Annotated in this window: 21 protein-coding genes; 12 read left to right on the plus strand and 9 right to left on the minus strand. The window is 63.5% G+C overall.

The window, feature by feature from the left end; all coding sequences use genetic code 11:
- Positions 1-188: 188 nt before the first annotated feature.
- From RX330_RS27175 to RX330_RS27185, 3 genes are read right to left on the minus strand one after another with little or no spacing between them, the layout of a single operon-like run.
- A complete protein-coding gene (locus tag RX330_RS27175) occupies positions 189-983 on the minus strand; it encodes an ABC transporter ATP-binding protein (RefSeq protein WP_212081097.1) in 795 nt (264 codons plus the stop codon).
- 11 nt (positions 984-994) lie between these two features.
- The gene (gene ntrB / locus RX330_RS27180) at positions 995-1891 is read right to left on the minus strand and encodes a nitrate ABC transporter permease (protein WP_317240519.1); all 897 of its coding nucleotides are present in this window, start codon (positions 1889-1891) and stop codon (positions 995-997) included.
- Between the two features lie 60 nt (positions 1892-1951).
- Positions 1952-3274, minus strand: coding sequence for a CmpA/NrtA family ABC transporter substrate-binding protein (locus tag RX330_RS27185; protein ID WP_212081095.1), 1323 nt, complete (start codon positions 3272-3274; stop codon positions 1952-1954).
- Positions 3275-3944: 670 nt separating this feature from the next.
- On the opposite strand from RX330_RS27185, the gene RX330_RS27190 reads away from it, so the two are divergent.
- From RX330_RS27190 to RX330_RS27200, 3 genes are all read left to right on the plus strand, one after another.
- Positions 3945-4784 (plus strand): formate/nitrite transporter family protein, encoded by an 840-nt coding sequence (locus RX330_RS27190; protein WP_212081094.1) that lies wholly within the window; start codon positions 3945-3947, stop codon positions 4782-4784.
- 60 nt (positions 4785-4844) lie between these two features.
- On the plus strand, positions 4845-6581 hold the full coding sequence (locus RX330_RS27195) for a bifunctional protein-serine/threonine kinase/phosphatase (RefSeq protein ID WP_317243978.1): 1737 nt from the start codon (positions 4845-4847) through the stop codon (positions 6579-6581).
- 228 nt (positions 6582-6809) lie between these two features.
- Entirely contained in the window at positions 6810-8960 is a 2151-nt protein-coding gene (locus RX330_RS27200) for a heavy metal translocating P-type ATPase (RefSeq protein ID WP_317243979.1), read from the plus strand.
- 3 nt (positions 8961-8963) lie between these two features.
- Here RX330_RS27200 and RX330_RS27205 read toward each other — a convergent pair whose 3' ends face one another.
- Both RX330_RS27205 and RX330_RS27210 read right to left on the minus strand, forming a co-directional pair.
- Positions 8964-9437, minus strand: a complete 474-nt coding sequence (locus RX330_RS27205) for an SRPBCC family protein (RefSeq protein WP_317240520.1) — start codon at positions 9435-9437, stop codon at positions 8964-8966.
- A 42-nt stretch (positions 9438-9479) separates the two neighbouring features.
- Positions 9480-10349, minus strand: coding sequence for an SDR family oxidoreductase (locus RX330_RS27210; RefSeq protein WP_317240521.1), 870 nt, complete (start codon positions 10347-10349; stop codon positions 9480-9482).
- 102 nt (positions 10350-10451) lie between these two features.
- Between RX330_RS27210 and RX330_RS27215 the strand changes: the two genes are divergently transcribed.
- Positions 10452-11342 (plus strand): LysR family transcriptional regulator, encoded by an 891-nt coding sequence (locus RX330_RS27215; protein ID WP_317240522.1) that lies wholly within the window; start codon positions 10452-10454, stop codon positions 11340-11342.
- 131 nt (positions 11343-11473) lie between these two features.
- Positions 11474-11944: a MaoC family dehydratase gene (locus RX330_RS27220; protein WP_375847659.1), complete on the plus strand. Its 471-nt coding sequence runs from the start codon at positions 11474-11476 to the stop codon at positions 11942-11944.
- A gap of 16 nt (positions 11945-11960) precedes the next feature.
- On the opposite strand, the gene RX330_RS27225 is transcribed toward RX330_RS27220, so the two are convergent.
- Positions 11961-12878, minus strand: a complete 918-nt coding sequence (locus tag RX330_RS27225) for an intradiol ring-cleavage dioxygenase (protein WP_317240524.1) — start codon at positions 12876-12878, stop codon at positions 11961-11963.
- A gap of 162 nt (positions 12879-13040) precedes the next feature.
- On the opposite strand from RX330_RS27225, the gene RX330_RS27230 reads away from it, so the two are divergent.
- Positions 13041-14315, plus strand: a complete 1275-nt coding sequence (locus tag RX330_RS27230; RefSeq protein WP_317240525.1) for a serine hydrolase domain-containing protein — start codon at positions 13041-13043, stop codon at positions 14313-14315.
- A gap of 51 nt (positions 14316-14366) precedes the next feature.
- On the opposite strand, the gene RX330_RS27235 is transcribed toward RX330_RS27230, so the two are convergent.
- The 3 genes from RX330_RS27235 to RX330_RS27245 form a co-directional block, all read right to left on the minus strand.
- Positions 14367-15686: a TRAP transporter large permease gene (locus tag RX330_RS27235; RefSeq protein WP_212081087.1), complete on the minus strand. Its 1320-nt coding sequence runs from the start codon at positions 15684-15686 to the stop codon at positions 14367-14369.
- A complete protein-coding gene (locus RX330_RS27240) occupies positions 15683-16198 on the minus strand; it encodes a TRAP transporter small permease (protein WP_212081086.1) in 516 nt (171 codons plus the stop codon). Before RX330_RS27240 ends, RX330_RS27235 begins: the two co-directional genes overlap by 4 nt.
- 83 nt (positions 16199-16281) lie before the next feature.
- Entirely contained in the window at positions 16282-17280 is a 999-nt protein-coding gene (locus tag RX330_RS27245) for a TRAP transporter substrate-binding protein (RefSeq protein ID WP_212081085.1), read from the minus strand.
- A gap of 370 nt (positions 17281-17650) precedes the next feature.
- On the opposite strand from RX330_RS27245, the gene RX330_RS27250 reads away from it, so the two are divergent.
- The 6 genes from RX330_RS27250 to RX330_RS27275 all read left to right on the plus strand — a co-directional run bounded on the left by RX330_RS27250 (position 17651) and on the right by RX330_RS27275 (position 22885).
- Complete coding sequence (locus RX330_RS27250; RefSeq protein ID WP_317243980.1) at positions 17651-19108, plus strand: sensor histidine kinase; 1458 nt, start codon at positions 17651-17653, stop codon at positions 19106-19108.
- Positions 19109-19267: 159 nt separating this feature from the next.
- A complete protein-coding gene (locus RX330_RS27255) occupies positions 19268-20089 on the plus strand; it encodes a FadR/GntR family transcriptional regulator (protein ID WP_317240526.1) in 822 nt (273 codons plus the stop codon).
- An 87-nt stretch (positions 20090-20176) separates the two neighbouring features.
- Positions 20177-20998, plus strand: a complete 822-nt coding sequence (locus RX330_RS27260) for an ABC transporter permease (protein ID WP_212081083.1) — start codon at positions 20177-20179, stop codon at positions 20996-20998.
- Positions 20995-21801, plus strand: a complete 807-nt coding sequence (locus RX330_RS27265) for an ABC transporter permease (RefSeq protein WP_317240527.1) — start codon at positions 20995-20997, stop codon at positions 21799-21801. The genes RX330_RS27260 and RX330_RS27265 overlap by 4 nt, the downstream gene beginning before the upstream one ends.
- Positions 21798-22556, plus strand: a complete 759-nt coding sequence (locus RX330_RS27270; protein WP_212081081.1) for an ABC transporter ATP-binding protein — start codon at positions 21798-21800, stop codon at positions 22554-22556. Before RX330_RS27265 ends, RX330_RS27270 begins: the two co-directional genes overlap by 4 nt.
- Positions 22553-22885, plus strand: coding sequence for a hypothetical protein (locus tag RX330_RS27275; RefSeq protein WP_212081080.1), 333 nt, complete (start codon positions 22553-22555; stop codon positions 22883-22885). The genes RX330_RS27270 and RX330_RS27275 overlap by 4 nt, the downstream gene beginning before the upstream one ends.
- The last annotated feature ends 4 nt before the right edge of the window (positions 22886-22889 follow it).

The following is a 22889-nucleotide window of genomic DNA, read 5'->3' on the forward strand; positions in this document are numbered from 1 at the left end:
CAATTTCCGTGCCAATTGCGCGCATGCTGGAAATCCAGGGATTTCAGCACGTTATTCGTATTGCCAGAATTCGTTGCGAAGCGTTTCCGCTCGCTAAATTTGCGATTCGCTCAATCCTTGTGCGCCGCACAAGGATTGAGCGGGATGTCGATTATTTGGGCGCAAGCATTCTCGCGTTAGCCGTTCGCTTACGCGGCCTCGACGAAGCGATGACGCTCGTAGAGGAATTCGAGCACACGCTGCCGGCACTTCAGATAAGTGGCGTTGGTCGCGAGCTCGAGCCGCCGTCGCGGCCGCGCCAGCGGCACCTCCAGCACCTCGCCGATCCGCGCGCTCGGCCCATTGGTCATCATCACGATGCGGTCGGACAACAGCACGGCCTCGTCGACGTCATGGGTGATCATCAAAATGGTGTTGCCGAGCTTCTGATGCAGCGCCATCACGGAGTCCTGCAGGTGAGCGCGCGTCAGCGCGTCGAGCGCGCCGAAGGGCTCGTCCAGCAGCAGCACCTTCGGCTCCATGGCCAGCGCCCGCGCAATGCCGACACGCTGCTTCATGCCGCCGGAAATCTCCGAGGGCCGCTTGTCCCGGGCATGGGCCATCTGCACGAGATTGAGATTGTGCATCACCCAGGCGTCGCGCTCGGAACGGGACTTGGTCTTGGCGAAGACCTTGTCGACGCCGAGCCTGACGTTCTCGTAGACGGTGAGCCACGGCAGCAGGCTGTGGTTCTGGAACACCACGGCGCGGTCGGGTCCCGGCGAATTCACCTCGCGGTTCTCCAGCAGTACGCCGCCGGTGGTGGCATTTGTCAGGCCCGCGATGATGTTGAGCAGGGTCGACTTGCCGCAACCGGAATGGCCGATGATCGAGACGTACTCGCCCTTCTCGATCGTCAGGTTGATCTCCTTGAGCACCTCGGTGCTGGCGGCGCCGCGGGTGAAGACCTTGTCGATGTGGTCGAGCTTCAGATAGGCGGTCATGTGCTCTCTCCTCAGTTCTGCGCGGTGCCGCGGGTGACGACCTTGCCGAGGCCCGCGATCAGGCGGTCCAGCACGAAGCCGATGATGCCGACATAGAACAGCGCCAGGATGATCTCGCTGATATGCGACGAGTTCCAGGCGTCCCAGATGAAGAAGCCGATACCGACGCCTCCGATCAGCATTTCCGCGGCGACGATCGCGAGCCAGGACAGGCCGATGCCGATGCGAAGGCCCGTGAAGATGTAGGGCGCGGCCGCCGGGATCATGATCTTGGAGAAGAACTCGAGCGGATTGAGCTGCACGACGGCAGCGACGTTGCGGTAGTCCTGCGGGATGTTGCGGATGCCGACAGCGGTGTTGATGATGATCGGCCAGATCGAGGTGATGAAGATGACAAAGATCGCCGAGGGCTGGCCGTCGCGGAAGGCCGCGAGCGAGAGCGGCAGCCATGCCAACGGCGGAATGGTGCGCAGCACCTGGAACAGCGGATCGAGCCCGCGCATCGCCCAGACCGATTGCCCCACGAGAACGCCGAGCGCGATGCCGGCGATCGCCGAGAGCGAATAGCCAAAGGCGACGCGCTGGAGACTGGCGGACAGATGCCAGAACAGACCCTTGTCGATGCCGCCATGGTCGAAGAACGGATCGAGGATCAGCTCCTTGGTGTCAGTGAACACCTTCGACGGCGGCGGCAGAGCCGAGCCGGCTCGGCGGCAGACCAGCTCCCATATAAGCGTAAGCAGCGCGATCACGACCAGGGGCGGGATCACGCGCACGGCCGTCTCCCGCGCCATGCGCGCGTAAGCTTCCGTGCGCGGGGGGCGCTTCGGCGTCAGCGCGACGACCGGCGCGGCGCTGGCCGCAGGCGTCGCAGTTTCAATCTCAATCTTGGCGGCAGTCATGTTCATCGCAATATTTCTCCGGCTGCAAAGGACGACGCGGCCGCCCGAAGGCGGCCGCTGGCTACATCAGACTTCGACGCGCTTGATCGCGAGCGACTTCAAATAGGCAGCCGGGTTTTCCGGATCGAACACCTTGCCGTCGAAGAAAGTCTCCTTGCCGCGCGAGGTGGATGTCGGGATCTCAGCGGCCGCGACGCCCAGCGTCTTGGCCGCATCGCGCCACATGTCCTCGCGATTGACCTTGGCGATCAGCGCCTTGGTATCGAAACCGGCTTCGTACTTGCCCCAGCGGATGTCCTCGGTGAGGAACCAGAGATCGTGGCTCTGGAAGGGGTAAGAGGCGAAATCCCGCCAGTACTTCATGATGTGCGGCGAGTTCTCGACCACCTTGCCGGGAATGCCGTAGTCGAACTTTCCGGCAGTGCGGTCGAGCACGTCTTCGACCGGGCAGTTCATCCACTGCCGCTTGCCCATGATCGCGGCGAGCTCGGCCTTGTTCTCGGCCTTGTCGGCCCATTGCTGGGCTTCCATCACTGCCATCAGCAGCGCCTTGGCCGCCTTGGGATATTTGTCGACGAAGGCGGCGCGCATGCCGAAGGATTTCTCGGGATGCTTGTTCCAGAGCTCGCCGGTATTGATTGCGGTGTAGCCGATCTTCTGATGGATCAGCTGCAGATTCCAGGGCTCGCCGACGCAGAAGCAGTCCATGGTGCCGACCTTCATGTTGGCCACCATTTGCGGCGGCGGCACCACGATGGTCTCGATGTCCTTGTCGGGATCGATGCCGCCGGCGGCGAGCCAGTAGCGGATCCAGAGGTCGTGCGTGCCGCCGGGGAAAGTCATCGCGGCCTTCACGGCCTTGCCCGACGCCTTCTTCTTCTCCAGCGCCGCCTTGAAGGGCGCTGCATCGACGCCGAGCTTGAGGTCGGCATATTCGTTGGCAACGGAGATGCACTGGCTGTCGAGATTGAGCCGCGCCAGGATGTACATCGGGGTCGGCTGGTTGTTCTGCGTCACCTTGCCCGCCGAGATCAGGTACGGCATGGGCGTGAGGATATGGGCGCCGTCGATGCCGTTGCCTTCGGAGCCGAGCACGAGATTGTCGCGCGTCGTGCCCCATGAGGCCTGCTTCTGCACGTCGGTGTCGGGCATGCCGTATTTGGCAAACAGGCCCTTGTCCTTGGCGACGAAGAGCGGGCCAGCATCGCTCAGCGCGATGAAGCCGAGCTTGGCGCCCTTGACTTCGGGACCTGCATCCTGGGCGAAGGCGCCGGCGGGGAAATTCAGTTTTGCGGCGGCGAGAAGTGCGGCGGTGGAGCCGGTGGCTTTCAACAATTGACGGCGGCTCAGGCCAGTCGATTCCGAGGGCCGGCGGGTGCGCTTGGTCATAGGCAGTGTCGTCCTTTGCATCGTTGCAGAATTGATTGGCGTCTGTGCACACGAGCAGCCCGTCCGTCCGGCGGCGCCATCTTTGGCGCATGCGAACGCACGACGGGGGAGACCCCCGTCTGGTGGCGTCAGCAAATCGGATGAGAAGTCTCGCGGGACGGCTTCAATGGCGTCGACTGGAACTATTCAAGCTTCATGCCAAGCCCGACACCGTGAAAAGGACAAAATTTTCAATGCGTTAAAGAGTTCACGCCAGAATGTCGCAGGCCTGCGCCGCATGCGAAATTTGCGATTTGCTCAATCCTTGTGCGACGCACAAATGTTATGCAATAGCTCACGCAAGAGGCCGAGCGCGTACCAGGATCAGTTCAAGAGATCGCGCATCAGATTGATATCACTGCGTCTTTCCTGCGCCCTCGGCCGGCACGCAACTTGCATTTCCTTTGGCGTCAACGAAGACTGCGGCTTGCCGCATTGTTGCAGCCTCTGGCGGCTGCATCCCGGAAGCTCAACTGCTTCGCGGCCTTTTTGGTCCTCGTGACGCGATTCCCAAGGCTTCCAAACTCTCAATAGCTCTCGTGCGCGGCCGGCCAGCCCGCACGGCCCAAGACGTTCAGCCGCGCTCCTGAGGGGCGTGTCGATCTCACTTACGAAGCAAAAGGAACCATTGATGTCGTATCTCGCGCCTTCGGAATTCGTCACCAAGATGGTGGATGCAGGCGAGTCCAAGATCTTCATGTCCACCCGGGATACCATCATCCGCGCCTACATGGCCGGTGCCATCCTGGCGCTGGCGGCCTGGTTCGCCGTCACCATCACCGTGAACACGGGCCAGCCGCTGGTCGGCGCGCTGCTGTTTCCGGTCGGCTTCGTCATGCTCTACTTGTTGGGCTTCGACCTCCTGACCGGCGTGTTCGTGCTCTCGCCGCTGGCCCTGATCGACAAGCGCCCGGGCGTCACCTTCGGCGGCGTGCTGCGCAACTGGGGCCTCGTCTTCGTGGGCAATTTCGCCGGCGCGTTCACCGTGGCCTTCATGATGGCCTTCGTCACCACCTTCGGCTTCACCCAGGCGCCCGACAAGGTGGGCGCGGCGATCGGCAACATCGGCGAGGGCCGAACGCTTGGCTACGCCGCCCACGGCGCGGCCGGCATGGCGACGCTGTTCCTGCGCGGCATGCTCTGCAACTGGATGGTCTCGACCGGCGTCGTCGGCGCCATGATCTCGACCTCGGTGCCCGGCAAGGTCATTGCGATGTGGATGCCGATCCTGGTGTTCTTCTACATGGTGTTCGAGCATTCGGTCGTGAACATGTTCCTGTTCCCGTCGGGCATGCTCCTCGGCGCGAAGTTCTCGATCATGGACTATCTGATCTGGAACGAGATCCCGACCGTGCTCGGCAACCTCGTTGGCGGCCTCGCCTTCACCGGCATGACTCTCTATGCGACGCACGTCATGACAAAGCCGAAGCGCCAGATCGACAAGGTCGCGAAGCCCCGCGTTGCGGCCTGATCGAACACGTCTCGACAGGGGAGCCTCGCCCAGCCAGGGTGAGGCTCCTCTCTCCTGGTGATGACGATGCCCCTCGGTCTCCTGATCTCGGTCGGCCAGCACTCCGACAAGGGCCGCAAGCCGGTCAACCAGGACTTTCACGGCGTTCTCATTCCCGAGGAGCCGCTGCTCAGCCTGAAGGGCATCGCCGCGGTCCTTGCCGACGGCATCTCCTCCAGCACGGTGAGCCAGATCGCCAGCGAGTCGGCGGTCAAGAGCTTCCTGATGGACTATTATTGCACGTCGGAATCCTGGACGGTGAAGACGTCCGCCCGCCGCGTGCTGGACGCAACCAATTCCTGGCTGCACGCGCAGACGCGCAAGAGCCAATACGCCTATGACCGCGACAAGGGTTATGTCTGCACCCTGACCGCCATGGTCATCAAGGCGACCACGGCGCACATCTTTCATGTCGGCGACTGCCGCGTTTACCGCGTGGCGGGCAAGGCGCTCGAACAGCTGACCGACGATCACCGGATCATCGTGTCGTCGGAGCAGACCTATCTCGGCCGCGCACTCGGCATCAATCCGCAGCTCGAGATCGATTATCAGGCGTTCGAGGTCGAGGCCGGCGACGTTTTCCTGCTGGCGACCGACGGCGCCTACGAATTCGTCGACGCGCGCTTCGTCACGAGCGCGCTGAGCGAGCATGCAGGCGGGCTCGACGGAGCGGCCAAGGCCATCGTCGAGGAAGCCTACCGGCGCGGCAGCGACGACAACATCACCGTCCAGATCCTGCGCATCGACGCGGTGCCGCAGCGCGAGCCGGCCGGCATCTTCAATCAGACGTCACAATTGCCGCTGCCTGCGCTGCCGGAGCCGCGCGCGATCTTCGACGGCTACCGCATTGTCCGTGAGATTCACGGCAGCAGTCGCAGCCACATCTATCTCGCGGTCGACGTAGAGACCGAGGAGCCGGTCGCGCTCAAGCTGCCGTCGGTCGATTTGCGCGACAATGCCGCCTATCTCAAGCGTTTCCTGATGGAGGAATGGATCGCGCGCCGGATCGACAGCCCGCACGTGCTGAAGCCGCTGTCACAGTCCAGGCGGCGCAGTTACCTCTACGTAGCGACCGAATTCGTCGAGGGGCAAACCTTGAAGCAATGGATGACCGACAATCCACGCCCGGATCTCGAAACCGTGCGCGGACTGATCGAGCAGATCGCCGCCGGGCTGCGCGCCTTCCATCGTATGGAGATGCTGCATCAGGACCTCAGGCCCGACAACATCCTGATCGACAAGACGGGCACCGCCAAGATCATCGACTTCGGATCAGTCAAGGTGGCCGGCGTCGCGGAAGCGGCGCCGCCGGACGAGGCCGACGAAATCCTGGGCACCGTCCAGTATACAGCTCCGGAGTATTTTCTTGGGCAGGGCGGCACGCCGCGCTCCGACATGTTTTCGCTGGCGGTGATCTGCTACCAGATGCTGACCGGAAAACTGCCTTACGGCACACAGATTGCCAGGATCCGGCGCAAGGCGGACGTACGAAGGCTCAAATACCGCCCGGCCGACGACGATCGCAACGTGCCTGCCTGGGTCGACGGCGCGCTCAAACGCGCGCTGCATCCTGATCCCTACAAGAGGCATGAGGATCTGTCCGAATTCGTCTTCGAGCTCCGCACGCCCAACCCCGTCTATCTCGACACGCGGATCACGCCGCTGTTGGAGCGCAGTCCGTTGATGTTCTGGAAGCTGACGACGGCGGCACTCGCCTGCGCGGTCGTCGTGCTGCTCGCGTTGCTGCACACGCGTTAAACGTATGATGGCATCGACGTCAGCCCTGTGGGGAGCAAGCGGAAGCATTGTGCTCGCCGGAGCATCTGGTGATCTGGCCGGCTGTTCGGCGTGGATTGCCCCTGTCGCAGGTATAGGGTCCATATGGAGCGTCATGCCGACGAAATCGAGGTGACCGTCATGACGGTATCTGTGCCGAACGAGTCCGCTGGCGCTGCCGGCAATGCGCTCAATCTGCGCGTTGAAGGCATGGACTGCGGCGCCTGCGCGATCAAAGTCGAAAACGCGCTCAAACGGCTGCCCGGCGTGAGCCACATCAATATGAACTATTCGACCGAGACGCTCTCGGTGCGCCTCGACGAGGATCGAACCTCGCGAGAGATCATCGAGGGCAAAATCCGGGCGCTCGGCTACACACCGAAGCCGCTGAGCGGAGCGTTCCTCGGCACGTCCGACGCCACGGCCACGCACGAGCAGGCGCCGGGTGCAGAGCCCTGGTGGAAGACGCGCAGGGGCCGAATGGTTCTCGGCCTGGGCGGCCTCCTCGCGTTTGCGTTCGCCATCTCGACAGCAAGTCCCGAACTCTCGTTTTGGGGCTACGGCGCTGCAGCGCTCATCGGGCTCGTGCCGGTCGCGCGGCGGGCTTTCGTGGGCGCTCTATCCGGCACGCCGTTTGGCATCGAGACTCTCATGACCGTTGCCGCCGCCGGGGCCATCGCGATCGGTGCCGCCGAAGAGGCGGCGGTCGTCATAGTCCTGTTCGCGATCGGCGAGCTTCTGGAGACCGTGGCGGCGGGGCACGCCAGGGCGGGAATCAAAGCTCTGGTTGATCTCATGCCGCGAACCGCCCGGATCGAAGAGGGCGGCCAGGTTCGAGAGGTCCCCGTCGAGCGTTTGCGTGTGGGCGACATCATCGCGGTTCGTGCGGGCGACAGGGTGCCTTCCGATGGCGCCGTGATCGAAGGCCAATCCGAGGTTGACGAGGCGCCCGTTACTGGCGAGTCAACTCCGGTCGCAAAGGGCGTCGGCGATCAGTTATATGCCGGGAGCATCAATGCGAATGGAACGCTGCGCGTTCGGCTCACGCGCACTGCCGCTGACAATACGATTGCACGCATCATTCATCTGGTTGAAGAAGCGCAGGGATCGAAGGCGCCCACCGCGCGTTTCATCGATCAGTTTTCGGCACGATACACGCCGGCTGCCATGGCAGTGGCAGCGCTCATCATGGCCGGACCACCTCTCGTCGCCGGAGCTGATTGGTACACCTGGATTTATCGCGGATTGGCGACCCTGCTCATCGCGTGCCCCTGCGCGCTCGTGATCTCGACGCCCGCGGTAATCGCCTCCGGCCTTGCATCGGGTGCACGGCGCGGGCTTCTCATCAAAAGCGGAGCAGCCCTGGAAATCCTGGGCAAGGTCAGGACCATCGCCTTCGACAAGACAGGCACTCTGACCGTCGGAAGGCCGCAGGTGACCGACATCACTGCGGTCGAGGGAACCGAGAACGATGTTTTGGCGAGAGCAGCGGCGGTCGAAGGCCACTCGAGCCATCCGCTCGGCCTCTCGATCGTCGCGGCGGCGAAAGCGCGCGGTCTCGCAATTCCGCAAAGTTTCGGCGGTATTGCTATTCCCGGCAAGGCCGTTACCGCGCGTCTTCGCGAGAGCTTCGTTTCCGTGGGTTCGCCGCGTTATGCGGCCGAACTCGGGCTATTGCGCGACGATGTCGCATCCGGCATCGAGGCATTCGAGCGTGAGGGGAAAACCATCGTTGTTGTACTCGCCGGCAAGCGCGTCATTGGGTTCATCGCTCTGCGAGACGAACCACGCGAAGATGCGGCGGCCGGTATCGCTGGGCTGAAGGCGCTCGGAATTCGAACCGTCATGCTGACGGGGGACAATCGACGCACTGGCGAGGCCATCGGAAGGGCTCTCGACCTCGAAGTGCAATCCGAGCTTCTCCCCGACGCCAAGCTCGCGATCATCAATGACTTGAAAACGGCCGGTCCGATCACGATGATTGGCGATGGCATCAACGATGCCCCGGCGCTTGCGGCTGCTGATGTCGGCGTGGCCATGGGCAACGGTACAGATGTGGCGCTGGAGACCGCAGATGCAGCGCTCCTCAGGGATCGCGTACTCGGGGTGGCCGAATTGGTCGCGCTCTCACGAGCGACGCTGTCCGTTATCCGGCAGAACATCATCATCGCGCTCGGGCTCAAGGCCGTCTTTCTAGCGACCACGGTGCTCGGCGTCACTTCGCTCTGGATGGCGATCTTGGCCGACACGGGCGCCACTGTGCTGGTCACGGCAAATGCCTTGCGCCTCTTGCGCATGGGGATCAGCTTGGAAAGCGGGACGCTTCCGAAGAAGCGGTCCCCTGAGGCATGTTTGTTATGATGATCAGAGCTTGCCTTCCATGACCAGTTCGCGGGTCCGCTTCAGCGTCGACAGCAGGGCGGCCTTGTAGCCCTGGTCGCTGTCGAACTGCGCCTGCTCGGCTTGCTCTTCGGGGCCGAACGGCTTCTTGCCGCGCAAGCCGGTGTAGCAATAGAACCGCAGTTGCAGACCCCCGGCTTCATCTTCGAACAGTTCGTTGATGATCGCGCCCTCGCGCGGACCGGTGGCCTGAAAGAAGGTCACCTTGCGCTCCGGCTCGAAGGTGATGATCTCGCGCAGATCGCTGCCTGCGATGGTAGCTTCGCGCACGATGTGCGTTGCGCTCTCCTCCACCACCTCGCAACGGGTACAGAGATCGGGTGGAAGAAACAGCCGGGCATCGCGGGCCTTGAGAACCAGGCCTTGCCAGACCTGAGCGCGAGTCAGCAGTGTCGCGCCTTGCCGATTTACAGGAACGGTGGCGGTCGAATAGATCATGATGGAATTCCTTGTTATCGTGATCGGAGAATGCCGTTGGCCTCAGGCGGAGGCAGTGATCTCGGAGACGAAGTCCCGATAGGTGCGCAAGGGGCGGCCCAGGATCTCGGTCAGACGTTCGACGTCGCCGGCATCGGGGATCATTCCCAGGGTTAGGAAACGCTCGCTCATCAGCCGCATGTCGAACGCCATCCAGCTCGGCATGAACTGCCTGAGGTTCTTCTCGAAGCCGGCGGTCTCGTCGCCGGGATAGGCGACGGTGCGCCCCAGCACCTCGGACCAGATGCCGGCCGCCTTTCCGCCGGTCAGCACATCGGGACCAACGAGATTGATGCGCGCGAGCGGAAGCGGCGTTGCAGCCTGCTCGCGACGAACGAGCTCGATCGCGGCGATCTCGCCGATGTCGCGGGCGTCGATCATGGCGAGGCCCTTGCTGCCGATCGGCATCGGATAGACGCCATAACCAAGCACGACGTCCTTGATCGTGACATCGTTATTCATGAAGTAGGCCGGGCGCAGAATGGTGGCGTTGAAGCCCATCTGCTCGATCTTGCGTTCGACACCGAACTTGCCGGCAAGGTGCGGGACGTTGACGTAGCGATCGCTGTGGATCACCGAGAGGTAGACGACCTGTGCGACGCCGGCCTCGCGGGCGAGATTGAGCGCGATCAGCGCCTGCGTGAATTCGTCCGGGACCACGGCGTTGAGCAGAAACAGCGTCGAGACGCCTGACAAGGCGCCGCGCACGGAATCAACGTCCAGCAAATCGCCCTGGGAGACGGCGACGCCTGCCGGCAAATTGGCCTTCGCGGGATCTCGGACGAGCGCGCGCACATCGGCGCCGCGCTTGACGAGCTGTTCGACGACGTGGCGGCCAATCGTGCCGGTCGCACCTGTCACGAGGATGGTCATTGGGATCACTCCGGTTTGGGTCAGAAGACACCCCGAAATTAGTGATCCACATGCGAACCGATAGGCGCTATATATGGACAGACCGTCTCATTGTTGGAACAGATGGATTTACTTGCCCTCGCCGATTTCAATCTCGTCGCCCGCCACGGCGGGTTCGGAAAGGCCGCGCGCGCAACGGGACGTCCGAAAGCAACCTTGTCCCGGCGCGTGTCCGAACTCGAGAGCAGCCTCGATTTGCGTCTCTTTGAGCGCGGGGGACGCACTCTCAAGCTGACCCAGGAAGGACGAGCGCTCCACGAGCGGACGGGCGCACTCCTCACCGAGCTCGACGAGACGGCGGCAGCGATCGCCTCGGGCGGGGACAAGCCGAAAGGCAGGTTGCGGATCAGCGCTCCCCTGCTCTTTTCGCAAGCTGCCATGGGCAGGCTCGCGGCCGGCTTCGCCCTCAGGCATCCGCAAGTCCGGCTCGAGGTCACGACGGATGATCGCTACGTCGACATGATCGAGGAAGGTTTCGACCTCGCGATCCGGGTCAATCCCGATCCCGACGAAAGCCTGGTCGGCCGCATCTTCTTGCGCGACCGACTGGTGGTCGTCGCCAGCCCCACGCTGAAGCGACCCAAGGGCCATCTCGCCATTCCGGTCGTCGTGCGCGGAACGGAGGACGAGGCGGCCTGGGTCATCAGGCGGCCAAGCGGTACATCGCGTATAGCCGTCGATCCCGTGCTTCGCCTGTCATCGCTGATGATGGTTCGCGACGCAGTTCGGGCCGGCGGCGGCGCTGCACGGCTGCCGCTGTCGCTCGTCAGTCACGACCTTGCCGCCGGCACACTGGTGCGCTGGGGCGACGTCCAGGGATCCGACATCGCCCTTTGGACGCTCTATCCCTCGCGGCGATTGCTGAGTGCGCGCGTCTCCGCCTTCCTCGATTATCTGAAGGAAGCTTTTCCGAAGGGAACGCCCGACGAGTTGGCGGCCTACATCGGGGGATGAGCGCATCTCCCGCAATTCACCAATAGCCCCAGCTTGCCGATTAGCTTAGACATTTCGCACGAGCGAGAAGGCCTAAGCACGGATTGGAGCCAAAAGTGAACGACGTCGAACGAACCGTCAGCCCGGACGCTTTGCGAGGAAAGCTGATTCCACTGACCTCATATCGTCAGCTTCTTGACGGCCCTGAGCTGGTATCTGGCTGGCAGACGGTCAACCAATCCATGATCGACATGTTTGCCGATGCGACACATGATCATCAGTTTATTCATACGGACCGCCAACGCGCCGAGCAGGAAACGCCATTTGGAGGCACGATTGCACACGGCTTTCTTACGCTGTCGCTTCTTTCAGCTCTCGCCTTCGACGCGATGCCCGGGGTGGAGGGAACGCGAATGGGCGTGAACTATGGCTTCGAGCGGGTCCGCTTCCTTAGCCCGGTCAGGTCTGGAGCTCGGGTCCGAGGCAAGTTCCGGTTGGCAGCACTGACAGAGCGCGCCGTGTCGATCCAGTCCGCATGGGACAGCATCATAGAGGTCGAGGGTGCGATCAAGCCTGCCCTCGAGGCACACTGGATTACCTTGGCGCTGCTCGATCAGAAGTAGCTGAAGCGGAGATCCCTCACGCCGGCTCCTCGGCTCGCACCCCGAGCGGTTTCGGCGCCATGCCGCCGCCGGGCTTGAGGTGGAATTCATAAGTCATCAGGTGCCACTTTCCACTTGCCCTGGTGCCGTCGGGCATCGCGGGATCATTACGCGGCTCGACCTTGGCAATGAGGTCGTCCTTGACTCCGAACACCACGTCGGAATCCAGATATTTGTCGCCGTCCATGAAGACGTGAGTGATCAGCGGCTCATAGCCCTTCGCGTTGACCAGGAAATGCACATGCGCCGGGCGCATCGGGTGGCGGCCGGTCTGCACGATCATTTCACCGACCGGGCCGTCGGTCGGGATCGGATAGCTGCACGGCAAGATGGTACGGAAGAAGAAGCGGCCGTCGCTGTCGGTGATGAAGCGCGCCCGCGCCGAGGCGCCGATCTCGTCGTAGTTTGGCTTCTGGGAATCATAGAAGCCGTCATCGTCGGCATGCCAGACGTCGACCGGGACATTGGCGAGCGGCTTGCCCTTGAGGTCGGTGACACGGCTCTGCACGAACATCCGCTCGCCGGTCTGGTTGTTCGGCGAGATATCGGCACCGTGCGCGGTCACCTTGTGCTCGCCGACATAGAACGGGCCGAGCACAGTGGTCTGAGTGGCTCCGTCGCGGTCGCGATGGTTGACTGCGTCGACCAGCATGGAGACGCCGAGCACGTCGGACAGGAGAATGAATTCCTGGCGGGTGTCGGTGCATTTCTGCCCGGTCCGGGTCAGGAAATCGATGGCGTAGTCCCACTCCTCGAAGGTGAGGCCGGTCTTGCTCACGTAATCGTGCAGCGACTTCACCAATTCCTGAAGCAGGAATTTCGCGCGCGGATCGGGCGTGCTGTCGAAGCTCCTGATGACGGCTTCGGTGAGATCCGTCTCGTTGAACTGGGTCATGGTGGCTTGCCCTGTGTTTTTTCTCGTTCGCCCGTGGGGGCTCCTCGGAGGCGCTCCAGGAGCAGCCTACACCAGCCGGCCCCCTTGCGTTAAGCGCGAGCGGCTTGGAATGGGGCCGTCATTTGGCTATCAACGAACCGACAGAACTGCCCGGAGGAACTGATGCTCGCGCCCACCCCCGCCTCGCCCGAATCCGTCGGCATGTCCAAGGCCGCACTCGACCGAATCGATGCGCATCTGAAGAGCCGCTACATCGATGCCGGCCGCTTCCCCGGCACGCATCTTCTGGTCTACCGGCGCGGCAAGGTCGCGCACAGCTCGGTTCAGGGCCTTGCCGATGTCGAGCGCAAGCTGCCGGTCAAGGACGACACCATCTACCGCATCTATTCCATGACCAAGCCGCTCACCAGCGTCGCCTTCATGATGCTGGTCGAGCAAGGCCTCGTCGCCATCGACGAGCCCGTCGCCAAGTACATTCCGGAATGGAAGGATCTCGGCGTCTTCGTCGCCGGGACCTATCCGGCCTTCCTGGCCCGACCGCCGTCCCGGCCGATGCTGATCGTCGACCTCCTGCGGCACACCTCCGGCCTCACCTACGGCTTCCAGCAGCGCTCCAATGTCGATGCCGCCTATCGCGCCGAAAAGATCGGCGAGGTCGAGAAGTCTGGCACGCTGCAGACCATGATCGAGGGCCTTGCCAAGATCCCGCTGGAATTCTCTCCCGGTGAATCCTGGAACTATTCGGTCTCGACCGACGTGCTCGGCTATCTCGTCGGCAAGATCTCCGGGGTGCCATTCGAGCAGTTCCTGAAATCACGCATCCTCGATCCGCTCGGCATGACCGACACCGATTTCCATGTGCCGGCCTCCAAGGCGCATCGGTTTGCGGCCTGTTATTCCGCCGATCCCGGCGGCGGCATGACCTTCCATGCCGGCCAGCGGCGCGAGGGCCTGACGCTCCAGGACGATCCGGCGACGAGCTCGTTCCTCACCCCGCCCTCCTTCATCTCCGGCGGAGGCGGGCTGTGCTCGACGGTCGCCGACTATCTCACCTTCTGCCGTGCCCTGCTCAACGGCGGCGAGCTCGGCGGTGTCAGGCTGATCGGGCCGAAGACGCTGGCACTGATGACCAGCAACCACATTCCGGGCGGCCAGGCCCTGCCCGAAGTCTCCCGCTCGCTGTTCTCGGAGGCAACCTACAACGGCATCGGCTTCGGCCTCGGCTTTGCCGTCACAATGCGTCCGGCCGAGACACTGATCGCCGGCAGTCCGGGTGAATACAGTTGGGGCGGCGCGGCCACGACGTCGTTCTGGATCGACCCGGCCGAAGAGCTCATCACCATCTTCATGACGCAGGTGCTGCCGTCGAGCGCCTACCCGATCCGCCGCGAGCTGCGCAGCATGGTCTACGCCGCGATCACCGAGAGCAATCTGTAACCCATTTGACGGGGTCCCGCAGCCGTCGGTGCGGGACCCACTGTCAGACGCTCATTTGAGCATCTCGGGTACAATCAGGCGCGGCAGGAACAGCGACACGCTGGGCCAAACAATGACGGCCGCCAGCACGAGCAGCATCGGGATCAGCATGATCACCGTGTCCTTCAGCGCATAGCGTAGCCGCACACCGGCGATCGAACAGGCGATCATCAGACACAGGCCATAGGGTGGCGTCACCAGTCCGAAGGCCAGCGAGACAATGGAAATGATCGCGAACTGGACCGGATGGAGATCGACGGACTTGGCGAGCGGCTCCAGCACCGTGCCGACGATGATGATGGCCGGGATGGCGTCGAGGAAGCAGCCCACCACCAGAAAGCAAAAGGAGATGAAGAAGCCGGCGGCAACAGCGCCCATGCCCCATGTCGACACATTGGCCAGCAGCTCTTGCGGGATCTTGTAGTAGGCAAGCAGCCAGCCGAACGCACTGGCGGTACCGACGCAGAACAGCGCCACACCGGCGAGACGTCCGGTGTCGAGCAGGGCCTTGTACAATTCGCGCAGACCCGTCTCGCGGTAGAAGAACGCCGAGAGCACGACGGAATAGAGCACCGCGACGCAGGCGGATTCCGTCGCGGTGAACCACCCGAGCAGAATGCCGCCGACAATGATGAACGGCGTCATCATCGCCGGTATCGACCGCCAGATGGCGCATCGCATCTCGACCCAGCTCGACTTGGGATAGGTCGGGTAGCCGCGGCGCACCGCGTAGACGTGCACCGTCGCCATCTGCGCGCCCGCGATCAACAGGCCCGGCACGATGCCGGCCAGATACATCGCCGCAATCGAGGTCGAGATCAGCCCACCCCAGACGATCATGAGGATCGACGGCGGTATGATGACCGCCAGAACCGCCGACACCGCCGTGATGGCGATGGAGAACGAGAGGTCATAGCCCTCCTTCGTCTGCGCATCGATGAAGATCTTGGACTGGCTCGCCGCATCGGCGGTGGAGGAGCCCGAGATGCCGGCAAAGAACACCGACAGCACGACGTTGATCTGCGCCAGCGACCCCGGCCAATGTCCGACCATCGAGCGCGACAGGGACACCAATCGGTCGGTGATGCCGCCGATGCTCATCAGGTTCGCCGTCAGCAGGAAGAACGGCACCGCGAGCAGGATAAATGAATTGTAGGCGTTGAACGTCTCCTGCGCGAGCGTCATCAGCGACAGACGCGGCTCGATCAGCAGGATCGGCACGCAGGCAAGGCCGAGCGCGAAGGCGACCGGCACGCGCACGATGAGCAGGCCGACGAAGACCCCGAACAGCACCATCGCGGCCTGTCCGGCAGAAAGCACATTGCCGCTCATCGCCCTGCCCCAACCAGAATCCGCACTTCATCGATGATCTGTTCGCCGGCAAAGACGATCCACGTCACGCCGGCCACAGGCCAGGCAACGTGAATCAACCAAAGCGGCAGATCGGCCAGCTCAGACGTCCTGTTCCAGGCAAAGCGTGTGAACTCGAGGCCGGCCAGCACGAACACCAGCGCCAGCGCCAATATGCCGATCCGCGCGAGAATCCGCACCGCAGCCTCCGACCGCCGCGACAGGTCCGGCCACACGTCGACTTCGAAATGTTGCGCTTCGCGCACGCCGACCATGGCCCCGATCATTATCGTCCAGATGAACATGAAGCGCGCCATCTCCTCCGTCCAGATGTAGGACGGAATGAAGGGCGTGTAGCGCGAGATGATCTGCAGCGTGACCGGGATAACCAGAATGCCGACACAGGCCGCCAGCAGGAATTGCAGCAATTTCGCATAGGCCGCCGTGACGCGGCGCCACAGCGAGGGTGTGGACGGGACGGGCATGTCAGACATTGGGACTCCGTGCGGCAGCACATCCGCCAGGTCCGGGCAGGAAGCGGGGCCTGCCCGGAAGATGATCGGCGGTCCGAGCGACCTCAGACGACGTTGATCTTCTCGAAGATGCCTTCCGCACCGATTTCCTTGGCGTAGGCCGCCATGACGGGATCAGCGAGCTTCTTCATGGCGTCCCGCTCCTCGAAGGGAACGCGCTTGAGCTTGCCGGCCTTCTCGAGCGTGTCGAGCTTGACCACCTCTTCGCTCGACTCGAGCTGACGGCCGTAGTCGCCAGCCTCCTTGCCGGCCTTCATGATCGCGTCCTGCAAATCCTTCGGCAAGGTCTTCAGCGTCTTCACCGAGAAGCAGATCGGCCGGATCGACACGGCGTGCTGGGTCAGGTTGAGATGCGGGGCCACTTCGTAGAACTTCATCGCCTCGACGCCGGCCGCCTCGTTCTCGCCGGCCGATATCACCCCGTTCTGGATCGCGTTGTAGACTTCGTTATAGGCGATCACCGTCGGGCTCATGCCGACGGCCGCAAAGGTCTTCGACCAGATCGGCGCGCCCTGCACGCGAACCTTGAGCCCCTTGAGGTCGGCGAGATTCTTGAGCGGCTTGTTGGCGAAGATGTTGCGGATGCCGCCGCCGGCATAACCGATCAGAACGACCTCGGCCTTCGCTGCGACCTCATCGGCCACCGGCGCCAGGATATTGGCCTCGACGACCTTGTTCATGTGCTCGATGCCCTTGAACACGAAGGGCGCATCGATGAACGGGGCCGCCTTGGCGAAGGTCGACATGTGGGCCGGCGACACGATGCCGTAATCGACCGCCTTGCCTTGCGACATGTATTCGAAATACTGCTTCTCGAGGCCGAGTGAGGAATTCCTGTGCAGGGTGAAGTTGACGGGCTTGCCGTAATACTTCTTCACCAACTCCTCGAACCGTAGCAGTGCCCGGTTGAAGGCGTGGTCGTCGTTGAACTGGACCGCACCGTTCAGCGTGACGGGCGCTTGCGCCCTGAGGATCGACGGCATGCCGATCGCAGCCGCCGCAGTGGTCGCCCCGATCCCAGCGAGAAATGTCCTTCGCTTCATCGTCTCCCCTCCCTTTGATGCTCCGCCCCTGTCGCCGGGGCGTAAGCGCAGCCGGTCTACGGCCGGCGTTCGGGAAGGGTATGAAAAACTACGGCGGGACGGAAGTGATTTCGGCTGGGCTAAGGCAACTCCTTCGTCGCAGGGTGACCTGCTGTTGCACTGCAACTCGGGCTCCTGCCAGCACGCACTCCTGTCCCTTGCTTGGAGATCTGAAAATCTGTGCCCGATATGAAAATCGTGGCGCCGCGCAAGCCCCGCCCGTATGGTCTCCCCAAAACCATAATCCGGCGCCGCTGTGCCGGAACCGGGACGCCTGCGTTTGTCAAAGCTCACCCTGCCGGTCCGGCTCGCTCTTCTCGTCACGGGAACCATGTTGCCGCTGATCGTTTTTGCGGTTGGCATTGTTGTCTACAATTACCAGCAGGATCGAAGCGACGCGACCCGTCGCGTGCTGGAGAATGTGCGCAGCATGCGCCTGGTGCTGGATTCCGAGGTGCAGCGGATGACCGGCGGCTTGCAGGTGCTCGCACTGACCAATTCGCTGCGCCAAGACGACTTCGAAACTTTCCGCCGCATCGCGCTTGGTTTCGTCGAGCAGTACGGCAAGGGCGGCGTCGTGCTGATCTCCGACCGCAAGGGTCGGCTGTTGTTTTCCTCCGCGACGGAGGACGCCGCCAGCCTGCCGCAACGCGGCCATCGCGAGATCATCGACAAGGTGTTTGCAACCCGATCGCCGCAGTACTCCGATCTGTTCGCCAGTGCTATCGACGGGCGACAGGTGCTCACCGTCGAGGTTCCGGTGTTCCGCGACGGCGAGGTGATCTACGACCTCTCCTTCAGCCCGCCAATCCGCGTCTTTCAGGAGCTTGTGGAGAAGCAGCGGCCCGACCAGTTCTGGACCGTATCGCTGCTCGACACCAAGGGCTTCATATTCGCGCGCGTGCCCAACCCGGGCGAGACGGTCGGCAAGCAAGCCTCCGGCCCGTTATACGAGGCCATGTCTCGAACCGCCGAGGCCGCCCTTTCCACCGTTTCGCTCGACGGCGTCGCGCTGTCATCCGCCTTTACCAGATCGCAGCTGACCGGCTGGACGGTCGTGGCCGGCGTCGCCGAAAGCTCGTTGAGCGCGCCGCTCTGGCGCAACATCGCCATCACCAGCCTGATCGGCGGCGTCCTGCTGCTGACCGGACTGACGTTCGCGATCAGGATGGCTGCGACGATCGCGCGCGGCGAGATGCTGCACAATCTCCTGATCGACGAGCTCAACCATCGCGTCAAGAACACGCTGGCTCTGATGCAGGCGATCGCGGTGCAGACCTTCCGCAGCGCCAGCCGTGACGAGCGGACGAAGTTCGAGGGTCGGCTCGGCGCGTTGGCGGAGGCGCATAACCTCTTGAGCCAGGAGAAATGGGCGGGCTCCGAGCTGAGGGACGTGATCGCCCGCGCGCTTCAGCCGTTCCTTTTAAGCAACCCCGACCGCATCCGCATGGCGGGCCCTGCGGTGCCGCTGTCGCCGCGGCTCGCCGTGGTGATGTCGATGATCGTCCACGAGATCGCCACCAACGCCGCGAAATACGGCGCGCTGTCCAATGAGACCGGCCGGGTGACGCTGGACTGGGAAGTCATCAGTGAAGCGCCCAAGCCTCGGCTGCGGCTGATCTGGACCGAGGTGGGCGGACCGCCGGTGACGGCGCCGGTGCAGCGCGGCTTCGGCTCGCGCCTGATCGAGCGCAGCGCACGCGACCAGCTCGGCGGTGAAGCAACCGTCGACTTCCTGCCGCGCGGCGTCGTCTGTACCGTAACCTGCACGCTGGACGAGACGCGGTGATCCACCGCCCCCCGACCGAATATTGCAACGCAGCATGCGTCTCCTGCGACAATTACGCTCGCCTCTCCCAATCATCCGATGTTAAACATCGGATGATTGTCGCCGATGCGACATGAGAAAAGAACAGGCCGAAACAGGCTGGCAGGGAGAGACGTGCGGGTGGCAAGAGCACGGCCTAAGCCAACTGACAAGTTGATCAAGCCCGGCCGCATTCGCGCCGTACTGACGACGCTCGGGCGTGAGATCGCCCAGGATCTCATTCCCGTCGGGACGACCCTGCCGCCGGAGCCGGAACTTGAGGCCCGTTTCGGCGCGGGGCGCGGCGTGGTGCGCGAGGCGATCAAGTCGCTCGCGGCCAAGGGCCTCGTCAGCGTCAGGCCGCGCCATGGCACGCAGGTGCTGCCGCGCCACGAATGGAGCTTGCTCGATCGCGACGTGCTGAGCTGGCTCGTTGGCCAGGACGAACCGGATCGTGACCTCCTGCTGGCGATCCAGGAGGTGCGCTCGATCATCGAGCCGGCAGCCGCAGCACTTGCCGCCGAACGGGCCACCAAGAACGACCTCTGGCGGATCGACACCGCCTTGGCTGCGATGCAGACCGCAAAGGACCAGGCGAGCGCCCTCGCCGCCGACAAGGCTTTCCATCTCGCCATCCTGGATGCGACCCGCAATCCCGTCCTGCAGGGCTTCCGAGGCGCGATCGACACCATCCTCGGCACCGTCTTCACCGTCGCTGTCGGAGGCCCCGGCGGCTGGTTCAAGGATAATCTGCCGAACCACGTTGCGGCGGCTCGGGCCATCGAGAGCGGCAAACCGGAAAAGGCGCGCGCCGCGATGGAACGCCTGCTCGGCTACACGCGATTGAGGCTTGCGAACCGGAAGACAGTCACCGCGGCGGCAGCGCGCAAAAAGGACGGATCGGCCGTGCGCATGACGAAGAAGTCGGGCGTCAGAAGCAGGAGAAAACATCGTGGACCTTGACCAAAGGTCTGCACGTCATCGTCGCGATGTCAGGAATAATCAGCGTGAGATGCCGGGACAGGCATAGCTGAGCGCCAGGGAGGTCAAATGCAGGTGACGGGCAGTCTGAAGGGCCGATCGTCGCGACTGATCCGCAGCGTCAATGCGCTGGCGGGAGCTGCGATGTTCGTTGCGCCGCTGCTTGCACTGGTCGCAATCTGGGCCATCGTCGTCCCGCTGTTCAACGTCAATCCGCGCGTGTTTCCCTCGGTCGGTGCGGTCGGCGGGGCGGCCATGGAGTCGATCCGTGACGGCACGTTGTTCGCCCATGTCGGTGCCAGCCTGGTGCGCGTCGGGCTTGGCACGCTGATCGGCATCGTCACGGCCGTGCCGCTCGGCATCGCCATGGGTGTGAGCCCGACAGTTGCAGCCTTCCTGACGCCGCTGTTCCGCTTCTTCTCGGTACTCGCAGGCATCGCCTGGATCCCGATCGCGACGCTGTGGTTCGGCTACGGCTTCGGCGCGATCGTCTTCGTGATCTTCAACGCGGTGTTCTTCGTCGTCGCCTACAACACCCTGCTCGGCGTCCGGACCATTCCGCACACGCTGCGCAATGCTGCCGCCGCGCTCGGCGCCGGCCGCTGGGCGCTGCTGACCGAGGTGCTGCTGCCGGGCGCGCTGCCCAACATCGTCACCGGCATCCGTACGGGCCTCGGCTTTGCCTGGCGCGGGCTGATTGCCGCCGAGATGATCGCGACCAATGTCGGGCTCGGATACATGCTGTTCGTCGCACGCGACTTCTACCGCACCGAGGTGATCGTGTTCGGCATGGTCGTGATCGGCGTGCTCTGGCTTCTGATCGACCGTCTGCTGCTGGTCCCGCTGGAACGCGCGACCATCGAGCGCTGGGGCATGGTGAGGCGCGCATGAATCTGATGCTGCAAGTCTGGGCTGGCTATACCCGCCTGACCCGGCGCTGGCCGGGGATAGCCGCCATCATTCCATTCATACCGGTGCTCGCGCTGTGGACGGCGGTCAGCGAGGCCGGGTTGTTTCCGCGCGCATTCTTCCCGGGACCTGCCGACGTCGTACGCGCCTTCTTCACGCTGACCTACAAGGGCATCCTGCCCGATTATCTCCAGGACAGCCTGATCCGCCTCGCCACGGGCGCCGCCGTCGGCATGGCGCTCGGCATTCCCTTAGGGATTCTGATCGGCACCAGCCGCTGGGCGCACCGCATCTGCTGGCCGGTGCTGCTGTTCTTCCAGGCGATCGGCGACATTGCCTGGCTGCCGATCCTCCTGATCTGGTTCGGCTTCGGCCTCACGACGATGACCTTCGTCATCGTCTACACCGTGCTGTTCCCGGTCGTGCTCAACACCGTGCTCGGCGTCGAATCCGTACCGCGCGACCTGTCGCGCGCCGCCCTCAGCCTGGGCGCCTCTCGCGCGCGCGTGCTCTGGGAGGTGACACTGCCGGGCGCGTTGCCGAACATCATCACGGGCCTGCGCAACGGCCTGGGTTATGGCTGGCGCGCGCTGATCGCGGTCGAGATGATCGTCGGCACGTCGGGCATCGGCTTCATGATGTTCGACGCCCGCCGCGCCGGCTCGACCGTCGAGATCGTCCTCGGCATGATCATTCTCGGATTGCTCTGGTACATCGTGGACGCCTGGATCCTCGCGCCCCTCGAGCGCGCGACCGGCCAGCGTTGGGGATTGGTGACATCATGAAGACGCTCTCGCTGCGCAATCTCGGCAAGACCTATTTCGATCCTTACGCAGGCGCGCATGTCACCGCCGTCCACGACGTCTCGCTGGACGTCGAGCCCGGCGAATTCATCTCGGTGGTCGGCCCCTCCGGCTGCGGCAAGACGACGATCCTGAACATGATCGCCGGTTTCATCCCTTATTCGAAGGGAGACATTCTGCTCGACGGCAAGCCGGTGCACGGGCCCGGCCCCGAGCGGGGCGTCGTGTTCCAGTCGTTCGCGCTGTTCCCCTGGAAGACGGTGCTCGACAATGTCGGCTTCGGCCCGAAGATGCGCGGCGTGCCGAAGGCCGAGCGCGACCGCATCGCGCGCGAATACCTCGCGCTCGCCGGACTTTCGCACGCGGCGCACCGCTACCCCAACGAACTTTCCGGCGGCATGCAGCAGCGCGTCGGCGTGGTGCGTGCACTCGCCAACAATCCCGATGTCCTGCTGATGGACGAGCCGTTTGCGAGCGTCGATGCGCAGACGCGCATGACGCTTCAGGAGGAACTGACCCGCATCTGGCAGGAGCGCAAGCCGACGGTGATCTTCATCACCCATGACGTGCAGGAGGCCGTGTTTCTCGCCAATCGCGTGGTCGTGCTGTCGAAGGGACGCGTGCTCGACCAGATCGCGGTCGACCTTCCGCGCCCGCGCGTCTGGGACGATCTCGTCAAGGACGACGACTTCAAGCAGCTCTCCGCGCGGGTGCTTCAGATGGTGCGCGCGGCATGAGCATCGCCTCCGACGTCCTGCGCTCTTCCAAAGGCCGCGTCGTGCTCGGCGCCATTGCCGCATGGGCGCTGTTTCAACTCTGGCTGACGATGGCCGCACCGGGAAAGATCTCCCCGGAGCTCAAGGGCTCCTCGGAAAAGGTGAACGTGCAGATCGAGCTGCCGTTCACGCCGGAGCGCTTCCACGTGCTCGCGTTCCAGCAATATGGACGCGTCTCGGGCACCGACGAGCATTCGATCGAACTTCGCGGCGTCAAAAGAACGGACCTCAAGGCCGTTGCCCGCCCCTATTGGGTGACGGCGGTGGGGCCGATAAAAGAGGGAGGCTGAAAAT

The organism is Bradyrhizobium sp. NDS-1, from assembly GCF_032918005.1.
GTDB lineage: Bacteria > Pseudomonadota > Alphaproteobacteria > Rhizobiales > Xanthobacteraceae > Bradyrhizobium > Bradyrhizobium tunisiense.

Bases quoted from the DNA above. Each gene is read 5' to 3' on its own strand.
- RX330_RS27230 (WP_317240525.1), top strand. From the start codon at position 13,041: ATGCTCGCGCCCACCCCCGCCTCGCCCGAATCCGTCGGCATGTCCAAG.
- RX330_RS27210 (WP_317240521.1), bottom strand. From the start codon at position 10,349: ATGACCATCCTCGTGACAGGTGCGACCGGCACGATTGGCCGCCACGTC.
- RX330_RS27250 (WP_317243980.1), top strand. From the start codon at position 17,651: ATGTTGCCGCTGATCGTTTTTGCGGTTGGCATTGTTGTCTACAATTAC.
- RX330_RS27245 (WP_212081085.1), bottom strand. From the start codon at position 17,280: ATGAAGCGAAGGACATTTCTCGCTGGGATCGGGGCGACCACTGCGGCG.
- RX330_RS27225 (WP_317240524.1), bottom strand. From the start codon at position 12,878: ATGACCCAGTTCAACGAGACGGATCTCACCGAAGCCGTCATCAGGAGC.
- RX330_RS27185 (WP_212081095.1), bottom strand. From the start codon at position 3,274: ATGACCAAGCGCACCCGCCGGCCCTCGGAATCGACTGGCCTGAGCCGC.
- RX330_RS27235 (WP_212081087.1), bottom strand. From the start codon at position 15,686: ATGAGCGGCAATGTGCTTTCTGCCGGACAGGCCGCGATGGTGCTGTTC.
- RX330_RS27275 (WP_212081080.1), top strand. From the start codon at position 22,553: ATGAGCATCGCCTCCGACGTCCTGCGCTCTTCCAAAGGCCGCGTCGTG.
- RX330_RS27200 (WP_317243979.1), top strand. From the start codon at position 6,810: ATGGACTGCGGCGCCTGCGCGATCAAAGTCGAAAACGCGCTCAAACGG.
- RX330_RS27215 (WP_317240522.1), top strand. From the start codon at position 10,452: ATGGATTTACTTGCCCTCGCCGATTTCAATCTCGTCGCCCGCCACGGC.
- RX330_RS27205 (WP_317240520.1), bottom strand. From the start codon at position 9,437: ATGATCTATTCGACCGCCACCGTTCCTGTAAATCGGCAAGGCGCGACA.
- RX330_RS27240 (WP_212081086.1), bottom strand. From the start codon at position 16,198: ATGTCTGACATGCCCGTCCCGTCCACACCCTCGCTGTGGCGCCGCGTC.
- RX330_RS27270 (WP_212081081.1), top strand. From the start codon at position 21,798: ATGAAGACGCTCTCGCTGCGCAATCTCGGCAAGACCTATTTCGATCCT.
- RX330_RS27195 (WP_317243978.1), top strand. From the start codon at position 4,845: ATGACGATGCCCCTCGGTCTCCTGATCTCGGTCGGCCAGCACTCCGAC.
- RX330_RS27265 (WP_317240527.1), top strand. From the start codon at position 20,995: ATGAATCTGATGCTGCAAGTCTGGGCTGGCTATACCCGCCTGACCCGG.
- ntrB (WP_317240519.1), bottom strand. From the start codon at position 1,891: ATGAACATGACTGCCGCCAAGATTGAGATTGAAACTGCGACGCCTGCG.
- RX330_RS27175 (WP_212081097.1), bottom strand. From the start codon at position 983: ATGACCGCCTATCTGAAGCTCGACCACATCGACAAGGTCTTCACCCGC.
- RX330_RS27190 (WP_212081094.1), top strand. From the start codon at position 3,945: ATGTCGTATCTCGCGCCTTCGGAATTCGTCACCAAGATGGTGGATGCA.
- RX330_RS27260 (WP_212081083.1), top strand. From the start codon at position 20,177: ATGCAGGTGACGGGCAGTCTGAAGGGCCGATCGTCGCGACTGATCCGC.